A 24,056-nucleotide genomic window follows, 5' to 3' on the forward strand; every position below is an offset into this window, starting at 1 on the left:
GAGTTCGTCGCAGGGGGCGGTGTCGCCGCTGTAGGCGATGACCTGCCCTTGCGGGCCGGTGATGCGCAGCCCGTACGTCTGCGGTGGATGGTTGACCTTCACCGACTTGATCCGCATGCCGCCGAGGGTGACCTCGACCCCGTCCCGCCATTCGTGGACGTCGAAGGTGTCGGAGATGTCGTCGACCTGGCCCGGGAATTCAGACGACCCGTGGCCGATCCGCAGCGCCGTTCCCGGGGGTCCGTAGAGCGGGGCGCGTTCCGTCGCCGACGAGGGCGCATACCGGCGCCACACCAACATCGCGGGCAGATCCAGGCAGTGATCGGCATGGAGATGACTGAGAACCACCGAGACCCCGCAGGGATCGGTGACCCGTTGCAGTTCTCCGAAGACACCCGGTCCGCAATCCACCAGCACCGGCTGTTCGCCGGGGACAGAGAGCAGGTAGCCGGAGCATGCCGCCCCCGGTCCGCCCACACTGCCCGAACATCCGAGGACCGTGAGACGCATAAGCCCTACTGTGCCATGCCCGCGCGAGTCGCTGCCGGGTTACCGGGTCACAAGTGGGCCGCGAAGATTGCCCGAGTCGGCTAAAGGTGCTGCACAGCACCGACGACGGGCCCGAGGAACCGTCTCGAGAGCTTGGCGAACATCTCCGGGTCGCCGGTCGCCTGGAAGACGCGCGACGCCTCCCGACCGGTGTGCGGGTGCAGCAGGTCCTTCTCGGTGAGGACGCGATAGAGGTCCTTGGCCGTCTCCTCCGCGCTGGACACGAGCGTCACCTCGTCGCCCATCGCGAGCTGCAGGACGCCGGTCAGCAACGGGTAGTGCGTGCAGCCGAGCACGACTGTGTCGACGCCGGCCTGCTGCAGTGGTTCGAGGTACCCCTGTGCCAGACCGAGGATCTGGCGGCCGCTGGTGATCCCGCGTTCGACGAAGTCGACGAAGCGCGGGCACGGTACTGCGGTGATCACCGCGTCGCGGGCCGCGGCGAACGAATCCTCGTATGCGCGTGAGGAGATGGTGGCCTCGGTGCCGAGCACGCCGATCCGGCCGTTCTTGGTGGCGACCACCGCTCGACGCACCGCGGGGAGAACGACCTCGACCACCGGGATCGGCGCGTAGCGTTCCCGGGCGTCACGCAGGCAGGCTGCGGACGCGGTGTTGCAGGCGATGACGATCGCCTTGACGCCGCGCTCGGCCAGGTCGTCGCCGATCGCCAGCGCGTGCTTGCGGATCTCGGGGATCTTCAGCGGACCGTACGGGCCGTTCGCGGTGTCGCCGATGTAGACGATGTCCTCGTCGGGCAGCAGGTCCATGATGGCGCGCGCCACGGTCAGTCCGCCGACGCCGGAGTCGAAGATCCCGATGGGTGCCTCGGGATCGGAGGTCCAGACGGGCATGTTGGGTTGCGCGGCTATGACGCCACCCCCGGGGTCGCGGTGCGCTGCTTGCGTTTGCGGTCGCCCGAGGCGAGGAACCAGGCGGCCAGCACGCCGGCGATCGCGCCGAACAGATGCGCCTGCCAGGAGACGACGGGATTGCTCGGCAGCACGCCCCAGAGGATCGAACCGTAGATCAGGAAGAGCACGACGCCGCCGAGGATCTGCCACAGGTCGCGGTTGAACAGACCACGCACGATGAGAAAGGTGAGCCAGCCGAAGATGATGCCCGACGCGCCGACCGTGATCGAGTAGGGCGCGGCGAACAACCACACCCCTACCCCGGAGATCACCCAGATGATGCCGGTGACGATGAGGAACCGCTGCGTCATCAGCACCAGGAAGCAGAGCACCGCCCCGGGCATGAGGTTGGCGAACAGGTGTTCCCAGTCGGCGTGCAGCATCGGCGCCCAGAGGATGCCGTCGAGTCCGTCGACCTGGCGGGGTTCGATGCCGTTCTGGTCGAGGTCATATCGGGTGGCCGCGTCGATCAGCTCGACGACGAACAGCGCCGCGATGATGCACACGGTGGTGATCAGCGAACGCAGCCAGAGCGGGCGCGAGCGCCGCGGCTGTTCCTGCCCGACCGGTGGGGTGTACGACGTCATGGCCAGTTTCTCTTCGGGTCTCGACTCATCTCAGGTGACGTTCCGGCACTCCCGGTCACGCCCAGAGCTGACCTTCGAGTGCCTGCTCCGCGTCGTCCAGGCTACCTTCGTAGACCCCGGTCGAGAGATACTTCCACCCCGCGTCGGGAACCACGAAGCCGATGTCGGCACGGATGCCGTCCTTCATCGCCCGGCGCCCGATGCCGCGTGCGGCCTGCAGGATCGCGCCGGTGGAGATGCCCGCGAAGATGCCTTCGAGGTCGATCAGCTCGCGCACGCGGGCGACCGCGTCGACGCCGGTCACCGAGAACCGGCGGGTGAGCACCGAGTCGTCGTAGAGCTCCGGGATGAAGCCCTCGTCGATGTTGCGCAGGCCGTACACCTCGTCGCCGTAGCGGGGTTCGGCCGCGACGATCTCGATCTCGGGATTGCGTTCGCGCAGAAAACGTCCGACGCCCATGAGCGTCCCAGTGGTGCCCAGGCCCGCGACGAAGTGGGTGATCTCCGGCAGGTCGGCGTAGAGCTCCGGGCCGGTGCCCTCGTAGTGGGCGGCGACATTGGCGGCGTTGCCGTACTGGTAGAGCATCACCCAGTCGGGGTTCTCCGACGCCAGCTTCTTGGCCACGGCCACCGCGGTGTTCGACCCGCCCGCGGCCGGCGAGGAGATCACCTTCGCGCCGAACATCCGCAGCAGCGACCGGCGCTCCTCGGAGGTGTTCTCGGGCATCACGCAGATCAGTTGGTAGCCCTTGAGTTTCGCGGCCATCGCCAGCGAGATCCCGGTGTTGCCGCTGGTGGGTTCGAGGATCGTCGAACCCACGTGCAGGAGCCCGTCGCGTTCGGCCTGCTCGATCATGCGCAGCGCCGGACGGTCCTTGATGGAGCCCGTCGGGTTGCGGTCCTCGAGCTTGGCCCAGAGCCGCACGTGCGGTCCGTCGGCCGAGTCGTCCCAGCGCGGGGAGAGCCTCTGCAGCCCGATCAGCGGGGTGTGGCCGACCGAGTCGATGAGTGAGTCGTAGCGCGCCACGCTCAGCAGCCGCCGGCGACCGCGGGCAGGATGGTCACCTCGTCACCGTCGTCGATGGAGGTGTCGAGACCGCCGGAGAACCGGACGTCCTCGTCGTTGACGTAGACGTTGACGAACCGGTGCAGCTTTGCGGTGCCCTTCTCATCGGGTGCGACCAGGCGCTCCTTGAGTCCGGGGTTGCCTGACTCCAGGTCGTCGATCAGCGCGGCGAGCGTCGCACCGGAACCCTCGACGCGCTTGGCGCCGCCGGTGTGGGTCCGCAGGATCGTCGGGATGGACACGGTGACGGGCATATTCAGCTCCTGATCTCGATCTCTTCTTCGGTGACCGTGCCGTCGACGATGCGATAGCTACGGATCTCGACGGTCTCCGGGTCCCGGGTGGACACCAGCACATAGTGGGCGCCGGGCTCACCGGCGTAGGAGATGTCGGTGCGGCTCGGGTAGGCCTCGGTCGCGGTGTGCGAGTGGTAGATCACCACCGGCTCCTCGTCGCGACGATCCATCTCGCGCCACACGGACAGCTGCTCGGCGGAGTCGAATCGGTAGAACGTGGGCGACCGTTCGGCGTTGACCATCGGGATGAACCGCTGCGGGTCGTCGGAACCCTCCGGCCCGGCGATCACGCCGCACGCCTCGTCCGGATGATCGGCGCGGGCGTGCGCGACCATCGCGTCGACGAGTTCCTGATCGATCTCGAGCATCGGTGTCCCGTTCTCCTTCGCAGACGCGGGGCCCGTTACGGGCACGTCGGTTCGGCGACCGGTCGTCGCACTTGTCTGATGGGAACGCCGGCCCGTGAACGCCTATTCCGAAACCGGTTATGACCGGCGTCACCGGCGGGTGACCGGTACGAGCAGGTCAGGCGAAAGCCGACGGTGCGGCGTCGGCGTACGTGGGGATCGAGGCCACCGACTCGGCGGCCAGCACGGCGTCGACGATCGCCCGCTGGACGACGTCGGCCGCACATCGGGAGACCTCGGCGATGATCGCCGCGTCCGCGTGCATGCCGGGCGGCGAGGCGGTCGCCGGATCGGTCGACTCCGGCCGGACCGCCCCGGTGGAGACAGCGAAGATGGTGTCGCCGTCGAGCGGCGAGTGGGCCGGGCGGATGGCGCGACCCAGGCCGTCGTGACCGGCCATGGCGATCCGGCGGGTCATCGCCGCATCGAGTGCGGCATCGGTGGCGACGACCCCGATCGTGGTGTTCAGAACGGTGTGTTTCTCCGCGAGTTCGGCCAGGTGCGCGATGTCGGCGGCCTCGGGACGCGTCAGGCCCAGTTCGGCGAGCTCGCTCTCGCCGAGGTCCCACGGCAGCCCGGTGGTCGGGTCGATGACGGCGCCGACCGGGTTGGCGACCATCAGCGCACCGACCGTGACACCGGCCGCCGGACCCGTCTCGATCGTCACCGAGGCGGTGCCCACGCCGCCTTTCAGCGCACCGGCCCGGGCACCGGCTCCCGCTCCCACACTGCCGACCGCGAAGTCGGTCCCGGCCACGCGGACCGCCTCGGCACCGAAGTCGGCGTCGGGCCGGTGATCCCACGCGCCGACCGGCAGATCGAAGATCACCGCCGCCGGCACGATGGGCACCACGTGCCCCCTGGTGTCCAGGGGCAGGCCGACCCCCTCGGCCTCGAGCGCGCGCATCGCACCGTCGGCCGTCGCGAGGCCGTAGGCGCTGCCGCCGCTGAGCACGATGGCATGCGCGGTCTGCACGGTGTTCGACGGATCGAGGAGATCGGTCTCCCGGGTGCCCGGGCCTCCGCCGCGCACGTCGACCGCCGCGATCGCGCCCGGCCCCGAGATCCGGACCACCGTCGTACCGGTGGCCCAGCCGTGGCCGTCGGGCGTCTCAGCGGTGCCGGAGACCTCGGCGTCGGCGTCGACGCGGTGACTGTGCCCGACAGTGATCCCGACGACGTCGGTGATGCGGTCACCCGGGCGGGCGGGTCGTCCGATGGTCGTCACGTGCACCTCTGCTCTCGTCGATCCCCGACCGGAACTCCGAACTCGGACAAAACTCCCGAAAGGAGCTGCGTCAACGAGGATCGTAGGTCACATCACCGCTTCCACGAGCAGATCCTGCATCACGGTCAGCCAGTGATAGACGTCGAGATGCGCGGCGTGCGGATGGTCGGGCGGCAGCCGATCCGGGGTGTCCTCCGAGATGCCGAGCATCGCCCCGAGCGCGAGACGGACGTCGTTGAGGGCGGTCAGCCATGCGGTCGCCTCGTCGACGGTGAGCGCGAGGTCGCCGCCCCCGTCCGGCAGGGTGTCGAGAAGTGTGTGGGCCGCAGCGAGTTTGGCGTTGATGATCTTCGGCTCGTTGACGCTGCGCAGCGCGGAGTTGAGTCGGCCGTTGACCACCTCCGCGGAAAGTTCCTCGTCCTGATCCGGCCGATGGAAATCCGGCAGCAGGCGGCCGAGGGTGGCGTCGTCCGGCGCGTCGGAGTGACCGATGCGGATGCCGGTGACCTCCGACAGCGCGTCGCTCGGCGCGGTGTCGGCGCGTTCGGCGAGGAGCTCACACATCGAGGAGACCAGCGACGCGAGCAACTCGGCCTCGTGCGAGTCGAGCTGGGAGGTGATCCGGATCGACTCGCCGCGGCCCTTGCGTTTCCAGGTGCGCACGCCTCAGTGTCTCCCCACCGTCGACGACGGTCCGGTCCCCGGCGGCAGCATCTCTGTCCCGGTCATGAATCGCGCTGCATGGTGGCCCACAGGCCGGCCGCGTGCAGTTTGCGCACGTCTGCCTCGACCTTGTCCCGATCGCCGCTGGAGACCACGGCCTTGCCCTCGGTGTGCACCTGCATCATGAGCTGATTGGCATGCGACTCCGAGTAGCCGAAGATCTTCTGGAAGACGAAGGTCACGTACCGCATCAGATTGACGGGGTCGTCCCACACGACGGTCATCCAGGGTTTGTCGAGATCCGCCGCGCCGTCGGCCACCGCGGGTTCGGCAACCGCGGTACCGCCGGGGGTAGCCTCGTGCGCACGAGTTTCGTCAGGCGCCATGAGGACAAGGGTAACGCGATAGTGAGCATCGACAACACTGCGCTGCTGACCGACCAGTACGAACTGACCATGGTCGCAGCGGCTCTCCGGCACCCGGTCGCGCACCGGCCGTGCGTGTTCGAGGTGTTCGCCCGCCGACTCCCCGACGGTCGTCGGTACGGCGTCGTCGCGGGTACCGGACGTGTCCTCGCCGAGCTCGCGGGGTTCCGTTTCGGCGACGAGGAGATCGCCGTCGTGGAGCAGTTCCTCGACGCCGAGACCGTCGCATGGCTGCGCGACTATCGCTTCGCCGGGGACATCGACGGCTACCGCGAGGGCGAGCTCTACTTCCCCGGTTCCCCGATCCTCACGGTTCGGGCACCGTTCGCCGAGGCGGTTCTCCTCGAGACGTTGATCCTGTCGATCCTCAACCACGACAGCGCCATCGCCTCGGCCGCCGCCCGGATGGTCAGCGCGGCCGGTTCCCGCCCGATCATCGAGATGGGCTCCCGACGCACCCACGAGCGGGCCGCCGTCGCGTGTGCCCGCGCCGCCTACCTCGCCGGTGTCGCCGCGACGTCGAACCTCGAGGCGAATCGTCGTTTCGGCGTGCCCAGCGCGGGCACCGCCGCCCATGCCTTCACCCTCGGTTTCACCGGACCCGACGGCCCCGACGAGAAGGCGGCCTTCGCCGCGCAGATCGAGGCCCTCGGAGTCGGCACCACACTGCTCGTCGACACCTACGACATCACCCAGGGCGTCCGCAACGCGATCGAGGTCGCCGGCCCCGCACTCGGTGCGGTGCGCATCGACTCGGGGGATCTCGGTGTGCTCGCGCCTCAGGTGCGCACTCAGCTCGACGACCTCGGGGCGACGAACACCAAGATCGTGGTGTCCGGCGACCTCGACGAGTACGCGATCGCCTCGCTGCGCGCCGAGCCGGTGGACACCTACGGTGTCGGGACCTCGCTGGTCACCGGGAGCGGCGCACCGACCGCGGGTATGGTCTACAAGCTCGTCGAGGTGGACGGTCTGCCCGTCGCCAAGCGGTCGAGCCACAAGGAATCGCGCGGCGGCGCGAAGGCGGCCGTGCGGGCCGCGCGGGGCAGTGGGACGATCGTGGAGGAGATCGTCTACCGAGCCGACGGGCCGCGCCCTGATGCCGACGGTGGTCTCCACCTCCGGGATCTGCAGATCCCGCTGGTCCGCGGCGGGGAGCCGGTGGCATCCCTGCCATCGCTGACCGACGCGCGCGCCCACCTCGCGGCGGGGCTGGTGAGCCTGCCGTGGGAGGGCCTCGGCCTCTCTCACGGAGACCCAGCGGTGCCGACCCGCTACCAGCTCGGCTGACGAGCACACCCTTCGATCCGCCAGGGAGTACCTGATGAGCAGCGAACGCAACGACGGCACCAAGCCGGCCGACGCGTTGGTCGTCGTCGACGTCCAGAACGATTTCTGCGAGGGCGGCTCCCTCGCGGTCAACGGCGGTGCCGCGGTCGCCCGTGCGATCACCAAGATCCTCGGCGAGTACCGGACCGTCGTCGCGACACGCGATCACCACATCGATCCCGGCGCTCACTTCTCCGACGACCCCGACTACGTCGACACCTGGCCGCCGCATTGCGTGGTCGGCACCGACGGCGTCGCGTTCCATCCCGAATTCGATTACGCCGCAGCGCAAGAGGTCTTCTCCAAGGGCGAGTACGACGCCGCGTACTCGGGTTTCGAGGGCATCGCCGACGACGGGACCACGCTCGAGCAGTGGCTGCGCGATCACAAGATCTCGTCGATCGACATCGCGGGCCTGACCACCGATCACTGTGTCCTCGCCACCGCGCTCGACGCGGTGAAGGCGGGCTTCACGACCCGGGTGCTGCTCAACTTCACCGCGGGCGTCGGCGCGGAGACCACGTCCGACGCATTGTCGAGCATGCGTGAGGCCGGGGTCGAACTCGTGGGCGATCTGCTCTACGACGGCTCCTACGGCACGGGTTAGTCCCCGAGGGAACCGCAGAGCCCGCTGATCCGTCTGAAACTCACACACCCCATCTCGCACCATCTCGAACGAGGACCCCGGAACACCACATGCCGAACACTCCCCCGGTGACCGAACTGCTCGACACCGCGGTCTCCGCGCTCGGCGGTCGTCGACGTGACGGTCAGGTCGCCATGGCGTCCGCCGTCGCACACGCGATCGACACCGGCGAACATCTCGCCGTGCAGGCCGGCACCGGCACCGGAAAATCGCTGGCGTACCTCGTACCGGCGATCCGCCACGCGGTGGAGACCGGCCGGACCGTCGTGGTGTCGACGGCGACGATCGCACTGCAGCGGCAGCTGATCGAGCGCGATCTCCCCCGTCTCGCCGGCGCCCTCGCCAAGCCGATCGGCCGCAAGCCGACCTTCGCGATTCTCAAGGGTCGCGGTAACTATCTGTGCCTCAACAAGATCCATTCGGGTACCGCCGACGAGCCGGACACCGAGTTGTTCGATCCGTTCGAGCTGTCCCGCACCGGACGCGATGTCACCCGGTTGCGGGAGTGGAGCAGCGACACCGAGACCGGCGACCGCGACGACCTCGTTCCCGGTGTCGCCGACCGCGCCTGGCGACAGGTCAGCGTGTCCGCGCGCGAATGCCTCGGCGCCGCCAACTGTTCCTACGGCGAGGACTGTTTCGCCGAGCAGGCCCGCCGCCGGTCCGGCAAGGTCGACGTGGTGGTCACCAACCACGCGCTGCTGGCGATCAACGCGACGAGTCCCGCCAACGTGCTCCCCGAGCACGACGTCGTGATCATCGACGAGGCCCACGAGCTCGTCGATCGGATGACCTCGGTGGCCACCGACGAACTGTCCGCGTCGTCGATCGCGCTCGTCTCCCGGCGCGTCGGCAAGCTCGTCGACGAGGAGACCGCCGACGCGCTCCTCGGCGCCGGGGAGCAACTCGGCGAGCTGCTGGAAACCGCCCCGAAGACGCAGTGGAACCAGCTGCCTCCCGACGCGACCTCCGTGCTGGTGATGTTGCGTGACCGGTTGTGGCAGACCCGTACCGCGATCGGCCCGGTGCGCGCTCCCGGCGCAGGCGACGACGGCGCGGCCGCTGCCCGGTCGGCGGCCCTCACCTCGCTCGACGACATGCACGACACGGTCGTGCGCGTCCTCGGCGCCTTCGACGAACCCGACGAGTCCAAACGCCGGGACGTGGTGTGGGTCGGCCTCGACACCTCCCGGCGCGGTGCCGAACCCCGACCGGTGCTGCACATCGCACCGCTGTCGGTCGGGGGCCTGCTGCGGGCGTCGCTGTTCGCCAATTCGACGGTGATCCTCACCTCCGCGACCCTGACGATCGGTGGTTCGTTCGACGCCTTGGCCGCGACGTGGGGTCTGCCCGCGTCCGGACGCGGCACCGATCGTCCGGCCGCCGACGAACCGGGAACCGATGAACCAGGTCCCGACCCGGCGGCCTCGCGCAACATCACGGCCAGCGGCAAAGCGGTGCCCTCGGATTCGGGTTCGGCACGGTGGACGGGCTTGGACGCCGGCTCTCCGTTCGACTATCCGAAGTCGGCGATCCTCTACGTCGCTCGGCACCTTCCCCGGCCCGATCGGTCGGGTATAGCGCCGCGGACGATGGACGAGATCGCGAACCTCGTCGACGCCGCCGGCGGGCGCACCCTGGGACTCTTCTCGTCGATGCGCGCCGCGCGCGAGGCGGCCGAGGCCATCCGCGAACGGTGTGATCATCCGGTGTTGTGCCAGGGCGACGACACCACCTCGACGCTGGTCAAACGCTTTGCCGAAGACCCCGAGACGTGCCTGTTCGGCACGCTGTCGCTCTGGCAGGGCGTCGACGTACCCGGGCCTTCGCTGAGTCTGGTGCTCATCGACCGCATCCCGTTCCCCCGCCCCGACGACCCGCTGCTCACCGCGCGGCAACGCGCGGTCGACGCGCGGGGCGGCAACGGCTTCCTGTCCGTGGCCGCCAACCACGCGGCGCTGCTGCTCGCGCAGGGCGCCGGCCGATTGCTGCGTTCGGTCGACGACCGCGGCGTCGTCGCGGTGCTGGACTCCCGGCTGGCCACAGCCGGTTACGGGGGCTATCTGCTCGCCTCGCTGCCGCCGATGTGGCGGACCACCGACCCCGCGGTCGTCCGCTCTGCGCTCAGCCGGCTCACCGCGGCACCCCGTCCGGTGGGCTGATCGGCCCGCGAGGAGACACCCGACACGAGGACCGCGTACGACAAGACAATCGCGTACGCGGGGCACTAGGTTGGGTAGCGGTGATACCAACGCAGGCGAGACCGACAACGCACCCTGGCCAGTCGCGGGAGCTGACGAGAGGAGGCTTCGAGTGATCGGGCGCATGGGTATCGATGACATCGCACCCCTCGTCTCCGCAGGGCAGCAGCCCGCGAAAGCCGTTGTGGGAGAGTTTTTCCCGATCAGCACCACCGCATGGCGCGAAGGTCACGACGCGATCGGCGTCACCTTGCACATCGAGGCACCGCGACGCGGGGTCCTCGACATCCGCATGACGCCGGCGCCCGAACCGGACACGTTCAACGCGGCGTTCGTCCCCGACACGGTCGGGTTCTGGTCGTACCGCATCGAGGCCTGGAGCGACCCGTACACCACCTGGCGATCGGCGGTCATCAAGAAACTCGACGCCGGTCAGGGCGCCGCCGACCTGGCCAACGACCTCGAGACCGGCGCCCGAATCCTCGAGCGCGCCGCCGAGGGCATCGTCGACGAGAACCGTGAACTCCTGCTCGACGCGGTTCGTCTGCTCCGCGCCCGACGCCGCCGTGTCGAGAACCGGGTGAGTCTGGCGATCTCCGAGGAGGTCGTCGAACTGCTCCACGACAACCCGGTCCGCGAACTCGTCACCAAGAGCCGCACCTACCGCGTGTGGGTCGACCGCACCCGCGCCCTCTTCGGGTCCTGGTACGAGTTCTTTCCCCGGTCCACCGGCGGCTGGGACGGCGAGGGCAACCCGGTGCACGGCACCTTCCTCACCGCAGCCGAGGATCTGCCCCGCGTCGCCGGGATGGGATTCGACGTCGTCTACCTCCCGCCGATCCACCCCATCGGCGAGGTCAACCGCAAGGGACGCAACAACACGCTCGTCGCCGGGCCCGACGACGTCGGCTCGCCGTGGGCCATCGGGTCGAAGGACGGCGGCCACGACGCGATCCACCCGCAGCTGGGTTCCGAGGAGGACTTCGAGTACTTCGTCGGACGGGCGCGGGAGCTGGGTCTCGAAGTCGCCCTCGACCTCGCACTGCAGTGCGCACCCGACCATCCCTGGGCGACCGAACACCCCGACTGGTTCATCATCCAGCCCGACGGCACGATCGCCTACGCGGAGAACCCGCCGAAGAAGTACCAGGACATCTACCCGCTCAACTTCGACGACGACCGCAACGGCATCTACCGAGCCGTGCTGAAGGTGGTCCTGCACTGGGTCGGTCTGGGCGTCGACATCTTTCGCGTCGACAACCCGCACACCAAGCCCCCGAATTTCTGGGAGTGGCTGATCAGCGAGGTCAAGAAACGGAACCCGGACGTGCTGTTCCTGTCCGAGTCCTTCACCCGACCGGCACGTCTCTACGGTCTCGCCCGCCTCGGGTTCACCCAGTCCTACACGTACTTCACCTGGAAAACGGAGAAGTGGGAGCTCGAGCAGTTCGGTCGCGAGCTGGCCGAGCACGCCGACGAGGCGCGCCCCAACCTGTTCGTGAACACCCCGGACATCCTCCACGAGAGCCTGCAGCACGGCGGCCCGGGCATGTTCGCGTTGCGCGCCGCCCTGGCCGCGACCCTCGCCCCGACCTGGGGCGTCTACAGCGGTTACGAACTCTACGAACACGTGGCGGTCGCCGAGGGCAGCGAGGAGTACCTGGACTCCGAGAAGTACGAACTGCGCCCGCGCGACTACAAGGCGGCGACGAGCCGCGGCGAGTCTCTGGAACCGTGGATCACCTCGCTCAACGAGATCCGCCGCCGGCATCCCGCCCTGCAGCAGTTGCGGAACATCCACTTCCACCACGTCGACAACCCGTCGCTCATCGCGTACTCGAAGATCGATCCGGTGACCGGCGACCGTGTCGTGGTGGTCATCAACCTCAACCCGTACGCCGCTGAGGAATCGACCGTGTGGCTCGATCTCCCCGCACTCGGATTCGAGTGGTACGACCACTTCTCGGTCCGCGACGAGGTGTCCGGGAAGGAGTACTGGTGGGGGCAGGACAACTACGTCCGGCTCGAGCCGTGGCGCGCGGTCGCCCACATTCTGGCCCTGCCGCCACTCGACCCCGCTGCCGCAGCGCGACTCGCCTATCGAATCCAGTGAGGTGCCCGTGACCGATCTCGAGTCCCTCCCCGACCCGAAGGCGTCCGATCACGACCTGCGCCGCCTCGACGCGCTGACCCATCCGGAGCCGCACGCGTTCCTCGGAGCGCACGACGCGCCGGGCGGAACCACGATCCTGCGCACCCTGCGACCCGACGCGCTGTCGGTGTCCGCGGTCATCGGCGGTGTCGATCACCCGATGACCCGCCAGACCGACGACCTCTGGGTCGTCACCGTGCCGATCGCCGACCTGATGGACTACCGCTACCGGATCGTCTATCCCGACGGTTCCGGCGGCACCGCCGAGTTCGTCGTCGCCGACGGATACCGCTTCCTCCCGAGCCTCGGCGACATCGACATCCACCTGTTCAGCGAGGGCCGGCACGAGGCGCTGTGGCAGGCACTCGGGGCCCGCGTGGTCTCGTACACGACCGCCGACGGCGAGGTCACCGGCACCGCGTTCTCGGTCTGGGCACCCAACGCGCACGGTGTGGCCGTCATCGGGGACTTCGACCACTGGATCGGCCGCATGGCTCCCATGCGCAAGGTCGGGGTCAGCGGGGTCTGGGAGGTGTTCGTCCCCGGCGTCGGCGACGGTGCGCACTACAAGTTCCGGGTGCACGGCGCAGACGGCGTTATCCGCGACAAGGCCGATCCGATGGCCTACCGGACCACACCCCCGCCGTCGACCGCGTCGGTCGTGACACAGTCGCAGTACGTCTGGTCCGACGACGCCTGGATCGCGCGACGGGAGGCCTCCTCGCCCGATCGCGAGCCGATGAGCATCTACGAGGTGCACCTGGCGTCGTGGCGTCAGGGCCTGGGCTACCGCGAGCTCGCCCATCAGCTGGCCGATTACGTCGTCGAGAAGGGCTTCACACACGTCGAATTCCTGCCCGTGGCCGAGCACCCCTTCGGCGGTTCGTGGGGTTACCAGGTGACGTCGTACTACGCGCCGACGGCCCGGTTCGGCACCCCCGACGACTTCCGCTATCTCGTCGACCACCTGCATTCGCGCGGTATCGCGGTGATCGTCGACTGGGTTCCCGCGCATTTCCCCAAGGACGAGTGGGCCCTGGCGCGCTTCGACGGCACCCCGCTCTACGAGCACGCCGACCCGATGCGCGGCGAACAACTCGACTGGGGCACCTACGTCTTCGACTTCGGCCGCCACGAGGTCCGCAACTTCCTGGTCGCCAACGCGCTGTTCTGGTTCAGCGAGTTCCACATCGACGGCCTGCGCGTCGACGCCGTCGCGTCGATGCTCTACCTCGACTACTCACGCCCCGACGGACAGTGGCGACCCAACATCCATGGCGGTCGCGAGAACCTCGAGGCGGTGCAATTCCTGCAGGAGACCAACGCGACGGTCCACAAACACTTCCCCGGCGTCATCACCGTCGCGGAGGAGTCCACCGCCTGGCCGGGCGTCACCCGGATGACCGATCTCGGCGGCCTGGGTTTCAGCTTCAAATGGAACATGGGCTGGATGCACGACAGCCTCGACTACCTGTCGCGGGATCAGATCCACCGCAGCTTCCACCACCACGAGATCACGTTCTCGCTGATGTACGCGTGGAGTGAGAACTTCGTGCTGCCGCTGTCGCACGACGAGGTGGTCCACGGCAAGGGCACGCTCTGGACGCGGATGCCCGGCGACTCCTTCACCAAGGCCGCCGGCGCACGCGTCTACCTCGCCTACATGTGGTCGCACCCCGGCAAGCAGCTGTTGTTCATGGGTCAGGAGTTCGGCCAGGTCGGCGAATGGGCCGACAACCGCAGCCTCGACTGGCATCAGCTCGAGGGCTGGGAGGGTGAACTGCATTCCGGGATCTCGGCGCTGGTCACCGACCTCAACCGGATCTACCAGGCGTCCCCGGCGCTCTACACGCAGGACATCACACCCCTGGGCTACGAGTGGATCGACGCCAACGACACCGCGAACAACGTGATCAGCTTCCTGCGGTTCGGGGAGGACGAGTCGGTCGTCGCCTGCATCTTCAACTTCTCCGGCTCGGACCGCGCCGACTACCAGGTCGGTCTGCCGCAGGGCGGGGTGTGGGAGGAGATCCTGAACACCGACGCCGACGCCTACAGCGGTGCCGGCCGCGGCAACCTGGGGGCAGTGACCGCCGACGGGCCGTCGTATCACGGACGCCCCACGTCGGCCCGGATCATGCTGCCGGCCAACTCCGCCATCTGGCTGGCTCCCCGCCGTCCCTGAACCCACCCCGTTATGGGCAAACCCAGCATCACGGAGATGCTGGGTTTGCCGAAACGTCCGGGTTGCCGGTCAGTAGAGCGCGCTGGCCAGCTTCCGCCGCGCGGACACGACGAAGGGTTCGGCCGGATCGAACAGCTCGAACAGCTCGAGCAGCCGCGTCCGGGCGCGGGTGCGCTCCTCACCGTGGGTCACGCGAACCACGTCGATGATGCGGTCGAAGGCCGCCTCGGGCTGCTGCGACAGCAGCAGAACGTCCGCGGCCGCGAGCTGGGCGTCGATGTCGCGCGGCGACGCGGTCTCGACGATGCTTGGGTCGTGCGCCTGCGCGCGCAGGATGAACTCGAGGTTCCGCGCCGCCGACGCCGCCTCGACGTTGTCGGGTTCGGCTTCCGCGACGGCGCGGTAGGCAGCGAGCGCTCCGTCGAAGTCGCCATCGTTGAGCTTCTCCTCGGCGGCGAGCATGCGCGGATCGGTCTGCTCGGGCTCGGGCGCGGCTCCGGCGGCGGCGTCGGGCAGTGCGTTGCCGACCTGCGCGAAGATCTCGTCGATCCACGCGGTGATCTCCGCTTCGGACCGGACCCCGTTGAACGCGGTGACCGGCTGTCCCTGCACGATCGCCACGACCATCGGGATCGACTGCACCCGGAAGGCCTGCGAGATACGGGGATTCGCGTCTACGTCGACCTTGGCGAGCACCCAGCGGCCACCGGACTCGGCAGCGAGACGCTCGAGAACCGGCGAGAGCTGCTTGCACGGCCCGCACCATTCGGCCCAGAGGTCGACGACGACGAGCTGCTGCATCGACCGGTTGAGGACCTCTGCCTCGAAGGTCTCCTCGGTGACGTCGATGACGCTCGCACCGGCCGCAGCCGGAGGCGCGGACGGGGGCGGCGTGCCGGGGCCCGCGGTGTCATCGCGTTGCGCCTGGGGGCGCTGGGCTCGCTGGGACTGGGCCCGTTGGGCTTCGGCCCGTTCCTTGATTCCGCCGAGATCGACGGCACCGGTCATGGCCATGGCGGCAGCAGCCTGCTGACGGGCCGCCGCGGCGGCCTGCTGACGATTGGTTGGTCGCGTCACTCCTCTAGTGTGGCACGACCACCCGGGCTCGATGACCGAGGTTCGCCCAGCGCGGACACCGGTTGTTCGCGCGGGCGGACGACCCCGGCGAAGAACACCGCGAGAAGCAGCGCGGCCAGCGCTGCGACCAACCCGGTGTCGAGACTCGTTCGGCTGCTGATGAACCCGACGACGGCGGGACCGGCGAGCATGCCGAGATACCCGCAGCCGACGACGATCGAGATCGTCCGTCCGCCCGCAGAATCGGTGAGGTTGCCCGCGGCGGTGAAGATCTGCGGGATGAGGCCGGCCAGCCCCAGGCCGAAGACGGCCCATCCGAGGACCGCGAGGGCGGGTATCGGGGAGGCGATCGCGATCGTCATGCCGGCCATGCCGACGAGCGCGCCGACCCGGAGCACGCGGACCGCACCCACCGCGGCGACCACCCGGTCGATGACGAATCTCGCGATGGTCATGGTCGCGCTGAAGGCGCCGAAGGCGATCGCGCCGATCGCCTCGCTGGTCCCGTGGCTCTCGACGATGTGCAGGGCGCTCCAGTCGTAGGCGGTGCCCTCGGCGAGCATCAGCCCGAAGGCGACGACCGCGAGGAGCGCCAGCCGACGCCGGTCGATGCCGTGCCACCACGAGCCGGCGCCGATGTCAGACGATGTGTCCGGCGCCGGGCCCGCCGGCGCCTTGTCGTCTCCGGTGAGTTGGCGCGCGACCGCGGCGACGACCAGGAAGCCCGCGAAGGCCGCGCAGGCGACGGTCGGCACGACCCCGGCGTCGGCCCACAGCGTCGCCGCGACCACGCCGGACCCGACGAGGCTTCCCGCGGAGAAGAAGCCGTGGAAGGAGGACATGATCGGCCGGCGGTAGGCGCGCTCCACCGCGACGGCCTGGGCGTTCATCGACACATCGAGGCACCCGTTCGCGAAGCCGAAGGCCGCGAGGGCGGCGCCGAGGGTGAGAGTGTCGACGGCCAGCACCGGCGTGATGATGACAGCCGAGAGCAGCGATGCGGCGAAGACGGTGAGCGGCCGGGAACCCCAGCGGTCGATCAGCGGGCCGCACAGTTGCATGCCGACGAAGGCGGAACCACCCAGGAGGAGCAACAGGCCGCCGAGCTCGTCGTGTCCGACGTCGGTGCGGCCGCTGATGACCGGGATGTGCGCCACCCACATGGCGGCGAGGAAGCCGTTGAGAGCAAAGATCGTGGCGACCGCCCGCCGAGAGCGGCGAGGTTCGGTCGCGGGGTGCACCTGCACTCAGGAGCCCGAACCCAGGTGGCGTTCCACCCGCTCGACCTTGCCGGTCAGTTCGCCGGTGTGCCCGGGACGGATGTCGGCCTTGAGCACGAGTCCCACGCGTGGCGCATGGGCGGCGACGGCATCGGTGGCGGCCTTGACGACCGCTATCACCTCGTCCCAGTCGCCCTCGAGGTAGGTGAACATCGACGTGGTCTGATGCGGGAGCCCGGAGGCACGTACCACCTCGACGGCGGCCGCGACCGCCGCACTCATCCCGCCGTCGGCGTCGACGGCGGTTCCGCCCGAGGGCGTGAGGCTGAATGCGACGATCAGGGGACCACCTCCGGGATCAGGCGGTGGCCTGCTGCGGCGACTGTTCGGCCGACAACTCGGCGAGGTGGCCGTTGCGCTTGGCCCACCACTCGAAGACGATCGTGCCGAACGGCGGAACGCTCGACGCGAGCGCCAGCAGGGTGACGATCGGGATGCCGATGCGTCGCCCGCCGAGCGGGATCTCCCACTTCACGGAATTCCACTTGAGCTGGAACGCGGTGATCAGGGCGACGATCACGAAGATCACGAAGACGGCACCGTGGGTGGCGCCGGGAAGCGCGATGGCCTCGGGGTCGTCGTTGACGCGCTTGAGGATCATCCCGACGATCAGCCACGCCCAGGTGATCGCCTCCGCCACGGCGACGAGGCGGAAGCGCTTGGCGGGCGTGGTCAGGTCGAAGAAAGACAGCATGTTCACCATTCTGCCTGCCGGCGGAGACTTCTACGACAAAGTGTCGTAGAAGTCTCCTTCAGCGGGTGTGTCAGGCCTTCGGGACGCGGACGATCAGGGCATCGCCCTGGCCGCCGGCACCGCACAGCGCGGCCGCGCCGACGCCACCGCCACGGCGCTGCAGCTCGAGGGCGAGGTGCAGGGTGATTCGGGCGCCGGAGGTACCGATCGGGTGGCCGACGGCGATCGCTCCACCGTTGACGTTGATCTTGCCCTCGTCGACACCGAGCTGTTGCGCCGAGGCCAGGCCGACCGCGGCGAAGGCCTCGTTGATCTCGATGAGGTCGAGGTCGGCCGGGGCGATGCCCTCACGGGCGCAGGCCTTGGCGATCGCGTTGGCCGGCTGCGCCTGCAGGCTGGAGTCCGGACCTGCGACGACGCCGTGGGCGCCGATCTCGGCGAGCCAGGTCACGCCCAGCTCCTCCGCCTTGGCCTTGGACATCACGACGACCGCGGCCGCACCGTCGGAGATCTGGGAGGAGTTGCCCGCGGTGATGGTGCCGTCCTTGCGGAAGGCCGGACGCAGGCCCGAGAGCGACTCGGCGGTGGTGTTGGCGCGGATGCCCTCGTCCTCGGCGAACTGGATCGGGTCACCCTTGCGCTGCGGGATCGACACCGGCACGACCTCGTCGTCGAACACGCCGTTCTTCCACGCGGCGGCGGCGAGCTGATGACTGCGGGCGGCGAACTCGTCCTGCTGTTCGCGGGTGAAGCCGTCCTTGTCGTTGCCCTGCTCGGTCAGCGCACCCATCGGCTGATCGGTGAAGGCGTCGTGCAGACCGTCGAAGGCCATGTGGTCGACGAGCTCGGTGTTGCCGTACTTGAAGCCACCGCGGCTGTTGGGCAGCAGGTGCGGGGCCTGGGTCATCGACTCCTGGCCGCCGGCGACGACGACGTCGAACTCACCGGCGCGGATGAGCTGGTCGGCGAGCGCGATGGCGTCGATGCCCGAGAGGCACATCTTGTTGATGGTCAGGGTCGGGACGTCCCAACCGATGCCGGCCTTGATCGCGGCCTGACGAGCCGGCATCTGACCTGCCCCCGCGGTCAGAACCTGGCCCATGATCACGTACTGGACCTCCGAAGCCGGGACACCGGACTTCTCGAGTGCGCCCTTGATGGCCACCGCACCCAGGTCGACGCCGCTGAAGTCCTTCAGCGAACCGAGGAGACGGCCGAAAGGCGTGCGTGCACCGGCGACGATGACCGTCGTGTTGTCAGCAGTCGAGGACATGGAAAGGAACCTCCGGGGGTGGGTCGTGCGGGGGGCTACCGAGCGCCCGCTCTGTGCGCTCTGACCCTCAACGCTACCGTTGTGACATGAGCACCTCTGCATCTGACCCCAGCACTTCTGCCGGCGCGACCGCCCTGATCTCCGACCTGGTCGTCGCGATCGACCACGTCGGTATCGCCGTTCCGGACCTGGACGCCGCCAAAGAGTGGTATGCGACACATCTCGGCTTCGAGACGCTCCATCAGGAGACCAATGCCGAGCAGGGTGTCGAGGAGGCCATGGTCGGCCCCGCCGGCGGTGGCGCCGTCATCCAGCTTCTCGCGCCACTGAACGAGGAGTCGACGATCGCGAAGTTCATCGGTCGCAACGGCCCCGGACTGCAGCAGCTCGCGGTACGCGTGACCGACGTCGACGCCGTCATGACCCGCCTCACCGAGGCCGGCGTCCGCGTCCTCTACCCCGCCGCGAAACGAGGCACCGCGAACTCGCGCATCAACTTCGTCCATCCCAAGGATGCGGGTGGCGTCCTCCTCGAGCTCGTCGAGCCTGCCGCCGACGCAGCGCACTGACCGATTCGACACGCCACCCGAACCCAAAACCGTTCGGCCGCTTGATGAATCCTTCCGCATCACACCCGGCCCACACGCTGGGATGAACGCCGGTGGCGGCGCGTGCGCACCCGAGTGGTCGTCCATGCGCCGCCACCGAAGACCGTGTCGCCGATAACGCCGACACCACACCCCGACGCGACTCCGACCGGGCTTCGAGCTCCGGGCGTCTCGGATACACTGGCCCGCATGCCAGGTCCCGCACGGCAATTGCCCTTCGCGATCGTGATGCGCGGTTATGACCGTGAGCAGGTCGCCGACCATCTCCAGCGACTCGATGCCGAGTTGCGGGTTCTCGCCGCCGATCGCGACGCCGCCACCGCCAACGCCCACGAGCTCGCCTCTCATCTCGAAGAGGCGCGCGACGAGATCGCCGAACTCCGCCGCGAGATCGACAAGCTCTCGGTGCCGCCCACCACCGCTCAAGGAATGAGCGAGCGCCTCTCGCGGATGCTCCAGCTCGCGTCCGACGAGGCGTCGGAGATGCGTGCCGAGGCCTCCGCCGAAGCCGCCGAGACTCTCTCCATCGCACGCCAGGAAGCCGCCGACATGCGCTCCGACGCGTCCGCCGAGGCCGAGCGGATCCGGAGCGAGGCGCAGGCGGCGGCGAAGAAGCTGGTCGACGAGGCCTCGGCCCGCGCCCGCCAGGTCAAGGAGACCGCCGCGGCCAACGAGTCCGAGTCTGCACGCCTCATCGCCGAGCGCACCGCGGCAATGGAAGCCGAGCACACCAAGACGATGAAGGCAGCCAACGACGAGGCCCGTCGCATCGTCGAGAAGGCGAAGTCGGAGGTCGCCGAACTCGAGGCCGTCAGCGCCCGTGAACGCGCCGCCGAACGCGAACGTCACGATGCCGAACTCGCCGACCAGCGCGAGCGTGCCCTCGACGAGGCGAACCACATCCGGCAGACCGCGCTCGACATCGCCGGCGAACGCCTCAACCGATCGCGCGAGATGGCGCAAGCGGCCGACCGTGCGCGTCAGGAGATCGCGGCCAACCTGGGTCAGCTCCGCGACAAGCTCGCCGGACTGCCCGAGTTGCTGGCCCAGCCGGAGGACTCCGAGTACGCGGTGCTTTCCGACACCGACGATCTCGAGCTGCTCAATCGCAAGTTGTCGCCGGAGGCCCGCGCCAACGCCTGAGCGGCGTTCTACGGGTCAGGACTCTGCGTCCGGCTCAGAAGAGCCGGAACTCCGTGCTCTCCGCACCGCGCAGCGCTTCGTAATCCAGTACGACGCAACGGATTCCACGGTCTTCGGCGAGGGTCCGGGCCTGCGGCTTGATCTGCTGCGCGGCGAAGACGCCTGCCACCGGGGCCAGTGTGGTGTCGCGGTTGAGCAATTCCAGGTAGCGCGTGAGCTGCTCGACTCCGTCGATCTCCCCGCGCCGTTTGATCTCCACGGCGACGGTGGCGCCCGTGGCGTCGCGGCAGAGCAGGTCGACCGGTCCGATCGCCGTCATGTACTCGCGGCGGATGAGGGTGTGGCCGGGCCCGAGGGTCTCCACGTGTTCGGCGAGCAGTTCCTGCAGGTGCGCCTCGACACCGTCCTTGACCAGACCTGGGTCGATGCCGAGTTCATGCTGCGAGTCGTGCTCGATCGAGGCGATGGTGATGCGCAGTTCCTCGCCGGCCTTGTTGGTGACGACCCAGTAGGCCTCCGCCTCGGTGCCCTCGGGCACGGCGGCTTCGGTGAGCCAGCACGGCGGGCTCATCCAGTTCAGAGGCTTGTAGGCGCGGTCGTCGGCATGCACGCTCACCGAGCCGTCCGACTTGACCAGGAGCAGTCGCTTGGCCATGGGCAGATGGGCGGTCAGCCGCCCGACGTAATCGACCTGACACTCCGCGATGACGAGACGCACGAGCCCACCCTAGGGCATCGGCTGCACCGTTCTCACGCCCCCGCGCCGGGGCTCGTGTGATCCCTGAGGAGCGTCCGGACTCACTGGTCGTAGTAGTGCTTGAGCATGAACGTCTCCGCGTCGATGACGGCATCCTCCATCGTGGCGTGCACGTGCGGCAGCGCCGGATCGAAGCCCTTGAGGTCTGCCGGCGCGTCGAGATCGGGCGCGGTACCGTCGGCTCGATGGCGGATCACACTGGCCCGCACCACACCATCGGGATCGACGAGTGCTGCCCGGCGTCCGCTGTCGTCGAGCAACCGCTTGATGCTGAGAACCATTGTCCGGGCGACCGCGTCGATGACACCGATACGCGATATCTCGACGATGACCACCGTGTAGTCGTCGAGGTCGGCCTCGAGGCGTCGTTGCACGCTCTCGGCTCCGGCGAACGTCAGATCGCCCTGGAGCTCGTAGACACGGATTTTGTCGCGGCAGGTCCGGAGATAGCTGCGCTCACGTTCACTCCATTCGGCACTCACCGGGGTGTCGGCGAGGTCGTGGACCGCGCGGATCGTCACCCGACTCTCGCGGGTCACGTTGAACATGTGTAGCCCGAGGTCCTTCGACAGGTGCCGGCAGGTCTCGACGCCGCGAACGCTGTTGCCGTGTTCGTCGAGTCGCGGCGAGTAGACGCCGATGCCCAGCTGTCCGGGGAGGACGGCGAGGATTCCGCCGCCGACGCCGCTCTTGGCCGGCAGTCCGACCGAGGTGACCCAGTCCCCCGCCCCGTCGTACATCCCGCAGGTGGTCATCACGCTGAGCAGACGCTGCGCGATCTCGGAGGAGAAGACCACGCGGCCCGTGCGTGGGTTCAGGCCGCCGTTGGCGATGGTCGCACCGATACCGGCCAGGTCGTCGGTCGTCACCCGGATCGAACACTGGCGGTAGTACAGGTCGATCGCGGCGTCCGGATCGGTGTCGAATGCGCCGAAGCTGTCGAGCATGTAGGCAATCGCCCGGTTGCGCGATCCGGTCGCGGATTCGGAGGCGTACACCTCCTCGTCCATGGTGAGGCGCCGGCCCGCACAACCCGAATAGAACTCGACGATCTCGGCGAAGGCCGCGTCGACGTCGTCGCGACTCACGTCGCGCGAGGCGGGCAGGAGCATGGACGCCGCGAAGATGGCACCGGCGTTGATCATGGGGTTCTTCGGACGACGCCGGTCGTCGACGCTGATCTCGTTGAACGCCTCACCGGACGGTTCGACGCCGATCCTGGCGTCGACCGCGGCCACACCGTGCTTGCGCAGTGCCATCGCGTAGGTCAGCGGCTTGGACACGGACTGGATGGTGAAGGTCTCGGTGGAGTGCCCATGCGAGTACATGTATCCGTCGTGGACGCACAGCGACAATCCGAAGCCCTCGGGATCGACGACGGCCAGTTCCGGGATGTAGTCGGCGACGTCGCCCGACCGGTCGCCCCGGACTTCGTCCATGATGTGGCGCAGGTAGCCGTCGACAAGGGATTCCATGGGGCAATCTAAGCGTGTCCAGCGGTGATCGGGTAGCCGACGCGGCGGGTGACGCGACGGGGCACACAACAGCCGTGGATCCGGCACAGACGTGACTAGGCTGGTGCCTGAGTGTGTTCGCCCCGAGGAGAAGGTTGGGAGCACTGATGAAGCTGCTCGTCGCATACATCGCCACTTCCGGGGGCGAGGACGCGGTGGCCCTGGGTGCGTGCCTGGCACGCACCTTCGACGCCGAGCTCGAGATCTGCATCGTCATCCCACCCGAGCCGGCCGGGGCCGACGACGCGGTGGAGAGACTCTCCGATGCCCTCGACAGCGCCGCTCGTCGCTGGCTCGACGAGGCGGCCGCCCGCCTGCCCGACGACATCGAGACCACGACGACGATCGCCGAACACGCCAACCCCGCCGAGGGGCTGATCATCGAGGCCCGACGCACCGATTCCGACATCCTCGTCATCGGCGGAGCCGGCGGTGGCATCCGCGGCCGGCACACTCTGGGGACCGTCGTGAACGACATCCTGCACTCATCACCGATCCCGGTCGCCCTCGCGCCGCCCGGCTTCGCACATCTCGGCGCCGACGAGGTACGCGAGATCACGGTGACCATCGGCGACCGTCCGGGTGCGCCACTGTTGTTCGAAACCGCGATCCGCAGTGGCATCCGCGCACATCGGCCTATCCGGCTGGTGTCGATTCTCGCAATCGACGACATGCAGCCCTGGCGGAACGTCCCTGAGGACACCGCTGTCGAATCTGCCCGAGCACACGCCCAGCGGGCCCTTGATGAGGCGAGAACCCAACTGCCGGAGGACTTCCCGGTGACGTCGACGGTCGCACAGGGCTCCACCATCGAGGAAGCGGTGGAGTCACTCGAGTGGCACGACGGCGATCTGGTGATGGTCGGTTCGAGCCGGCTGGCCGCCCCGAACACGTTGTTCCTGGGGACCACCGCCGCGAAGATACTCCGAGCTGTTTCGGTCCCGATCATCGTGGTGCCGAAGAGCACCCACTGATTCTGCCGCCGGCACCGGGATGGTGTGGAAGCCGTTACGGGTTGTCGGCGTAGTGCTTCGACACGCTGGTGGGCGGGGATAGGTGTGG

24 protein-coding genes are annotated in these 24,056 nt (G+C 68.7%); 8 read left to right on the forward strand and 16 right to left on the reverse strand.

All coding sequences use genetic code 11. The features are described 5' to 3' along the window. The 9 genes from GOALK_RS14470 to clpS all read right to left on the reverse strand — a co-directional run. On the reverse strand, positions 1–510 hold a 510-nt coding region (locus tag GOALK_RS14470; protein WP_006359572.1), incomplete at its 3' end, for an MBL fold metallo-hydrolase. An 80-nt stretch (positions 511–590) separates the two neighbouring features. After that, the gene (murI, locus tag GOALK_RS14475; protein ID WP_006359573.1) at positions 591–1,403 is read right to left on the reverse strand and encodes a glutamate racemase; all 813 of its coding nucleotides are present in this window, start codon (positions 1,401–1,403) and stop codon (positions 591–593) included. A 14-nt stretch (positions 1,404–1,417) separates the two neighbouring features. Further along, complete coding sequence (locus tag GOALK_RS14480; RefSeq protein ID WP_006359574.1) at positions 1,418–2,050, reverse strand: rhomboid family intramembrane serine protease; 633 nt, start codon at positions 2,048–2,050, stop codon at positions 1,418–1,420. Between the two features lie 55 nt (positions 2,051–2,105). Then, a complete protein-coding gene (locus tag GOALK_RS14485; RefSeq protein WP_006359575.1) occupies positions 2,106–3,077 on the reverse strand; it encodes a PLP-dependent cysteine synthase family protein in 972 nt (323 codons plus the stop codon). Between the two features lie 2 nt (positions 3,078–3,079). Beyond that, positions 3,080–3,370: a MoaD/ThiS family protein gene (locus GOALK_RS14490; protein WP_006359576.1), complete on the reverse strand. Its 291-nt coding sequence runs from the start codon at positions 3,368–3,370 to the stop codon at positions 3,080–3,082. Between the two features lie 2 nt (positions 3,371–3,372). After that, positions 3,373–3,780: a M67 family metallopeptidase gene (locus tag GOALK_RS14495; RefSeq protein WP_006359577.1), complete on the reverse strand. Its 408-nt coding sequence runs from the start codon at positions 3,778–3,780 to the stop codon at positions 3,373–3,375. Positions 3,781–3,937: 157 nt separating this feature from the next. After that, positions 3,938–5,047 carry a P1 family peptidase gene (locus GOALK_RS14500; protein ID WP_040004228.1) on the reverse strand — a complete coding sequence of 370 codons (1,110 nt, stop codon included), beginning with the start codon at positions 5,045–5,047 and terminating at the stop codon, positions 3,938–3,940. An 87-nt stretch (positions 5,048–5,134) separates the two neighbouring features. Continuing rightward, on the reverse strand, positions 5,135–5,710 hold the full coding sequence (gene aosR, locus GOALK_RS14505) for an oxidative stress transcriptional regulator AosR (RefSeq protein ID WP_006359579.1): 576 nt from the start codon (positions 5,708–5,710) through the stop codon (positions 5,135–5,137). Positions 5,711–5,772: 62 nt separating this feature from the next. Further along, entirely contained in the window at positions 5,773–6,096 is a 324-nt protein-coding gene (gene clpS, locus GOALK_RS14510) for an ATP-dependent Clp protease adapter ClpS (protein ID WP_006359580.1), read from the reverse strand. Positions 6,097–6,117: 21 nt separating this feature from the next. On the opposite strand from clpS, the gene GOALK_RS14515 reads away from it, so the two are divergent. The 5 genes from GOALK_RS14515 to glgB all read left to right on the forward strand — a co-directional run bounded on the left by GOALK_RS14515 (position 6,118) and on the right by glgB (position 14,648). Beyond that, positions 6,118–7,425 carry a nicotinate phosphoribosyltransferase gene (locus GOALK_RS14515; RefSeq protein WP_040004224.1) on the forward strand — a complete coding sequence of 436 codons (1,308 nt, stop codon included), beginning with the start codon at positions 6,118–6,120 and terminating at the stop codon, positions 7,423–7,425. 34 nt (positions 7,426–7,459) lie between these two features. Beyond that, positions 7,460–8,071, forward strand: coding sequence for an isochorismatase family protein (locus tag GOALK_RS14520; protein WP_006359582.1), 612 nt, complete (start codon positions 7,460–7,462; stop codon positions 8,069–8,071). A gap of 89 nt (positions 8,072–8,160) precedes the next feature. Then, entirely contained in the window at positions 8,161–10,272 is a 2,112-nt protein-coding gene (locus GOALK_RS14525) for an ATP-dependent DNA helicase (RefSeq protein ID WP_006359583.1), read from the forward strand. A gap of 151 nt (positions 10,273–10,423) precedes the next feature. Continuing rightward, positions 10,424–12,424, forward strand: a complete 2,001-nt coding sequence (locus tag GOALK_RS14530) for a maltotransferase domain-containing protein (protein WP_040004225.1) — start codon at positions 10,424–10,426, stop codon at positions 12,422–12,424. A gap of 1 nt (position 12,425) precedes the next feature. Further along, a complete protein-coding gene (gene glgB, locus GOALK_RS14535) occupies positions 12,426–14,648 on the forward strand; it encodes a 1,4-alpha-glucan branching protein GlgB (protein WP_006359585.1) in 2,223 nt (740 codons plus the stop codon). Positions 14,649–14,717: 69 nt separating this feature from the next. On the opposite strand, the gene GOALK_RS14540 is transcribed toward glgB, so the two are convergent. The 5 genes from GOALK_RS14540 to GOALK_RS14560 all read right to left on the reverse strand — a co-directional run bounded on the left by GOALK_RS14540 (position 14,718) and on the right by GOALK_RS14560 (position 18,972). Then, entirely contained in the window at positions 14,718–15,662 is a 945-nt protein-coding gene (locus GOALK_RS14540; RefSeq protein ID WP_006359586.1) for a tetratricopeptide repeat protein, read from the reverse strand. 59 nt (positions 15,663–15,721) lie between these two features. Further along, on the reverse strand, positions 15,722–16,972 hold the full coding sequence (locus GOALK_RS14545) for an MFS transporter (RefSeq protein WP_006359587.1): 1,251 nt from the start codon (positions 16,970–16,972) through the stop codon (positions 15,722–15,724). Continuing rightward, positions 16,973–17,287 carry a thiamine-binding protein gene (locus GOALK_RS14550; protein WP_040004226.1) on the reverse strand — a complete coding sequence of 105 codons (315 nt, stop codon included), beginning with the start codon at positions 17,285–17,287 and terminating at the stop codon, positions 16,973–16,975. Positions 17,288–17,303: 16 nt separating this feature from the next. Beyond that, entirely contained in the window at positions 17,304–17,699 is a 396-nt protein-coding gene (locus tag GOALK_RS14555; protein WP_006359589.1) for a DUF3817 domain-containing protein, read from the reverse strand. 70 nt (positions 17,700–17,769) lie between these two features. Further along, positions 17,770–18,972, reverse strand: coding sequence for an acetyl-CoA C-acetyltransferase (locus tag GOALK_RS14560; RefSeq protein ID WP_006359590.1), 1,203 nt, complete (start codon positions 18,970–18,972; stop codon positions 17,770–17,772). An 86-nt stretch (positions 18,973–19,058) separates the two neighbouring features. On the opposite strand from GOALK_RS14560, the gene mce reads away from it, so the two are divergent. Both mce and GOALK_RS14570 read left to right on the forward strand, forming a co-directional pair. Further along, the gene (gene mce, locus GOALK_RS14565) at positions 19,059–19,541 is read left to right on the forward strand and encodes a methylmalonyl-CoA epimerase (protein ID WP_006359591.1); all 483 of its coding nucleotides are present in this window, start codon (positions 19,059–19,061) and stop codon (positions 19,539–19,541) included. Between the two features lie 228 nt (positions 19,542–19,769). Beyond that, positions 19,770–20,723 (forward strand): coiled-coil domain-containing protein, encoded by a 954-nt coding sequence (locus tag GOALK_RS14570; protein ID WP_040004227.1) that lies wholly within the window; start codon positions 19,770–19,772, stop codon positions 20,721–20,723. A gap of 34 nt (positions 20,724–20,757) precedes the next feature. Here the strand turns inward: GOALK_RS14570 and nucS are convergent, their stop codons facing one another. Both nucS and glsA read right to left on the reverse strand, forming a co-directional pair. Then, positions 20,758–21,441: an endonuclease NucS gene (gene nucS, locus GOALK_RS14575; protein ID WP_006359593.1), complete on the reverse strand. Its 684-nt coding sequence runs from the start codon at positions 21,439–21,441 to the stop codon at positions 20,758–20,760. Between the two features lie 80 nt (positions 21,442–21,521). Continuing rightward, positions 21,522–22,955 (reverse strand): glutaminase A, encoded by a 1,434-nt coding sequence (gene glsA, locus GOALK_RS14580; RefSeq protein WP_006359594.1) that lies wholly within the window; start codon positions 22,953–22,955, stop codon positions 21,522–21,524. A gap of 146 nt (positions 22,956–23,101) precedes the next feature. Between glsA and GOALK_RS14585 the strand changes: the two genes are divergently transcribed. Then, the gene (locus tag GOALK_RS14585) at positions 23,102–23,968 is read left to right on the forward strand and encodes a universal stress protein (protein WP_006359595.1); all 867 of its coding nucleotides are present in this window, start codon (positions 23,102–23,104) and stop codon (positions 23,966–23,968) included. The last annotated feature ends 88 nt before the right edge of the window (positions 23,969–24,056 follow it).

It is taken from the genome of Gordonia alkanivorans NBRC 16433, from assembly GCF_000225505.1.
Classification (GTDB): Bacteria; Actinomycetota; Actinomycetes; order Mycobacteriales; family Mycobacteriaceae; genus Gordonia; species Gordonia alkanivorans.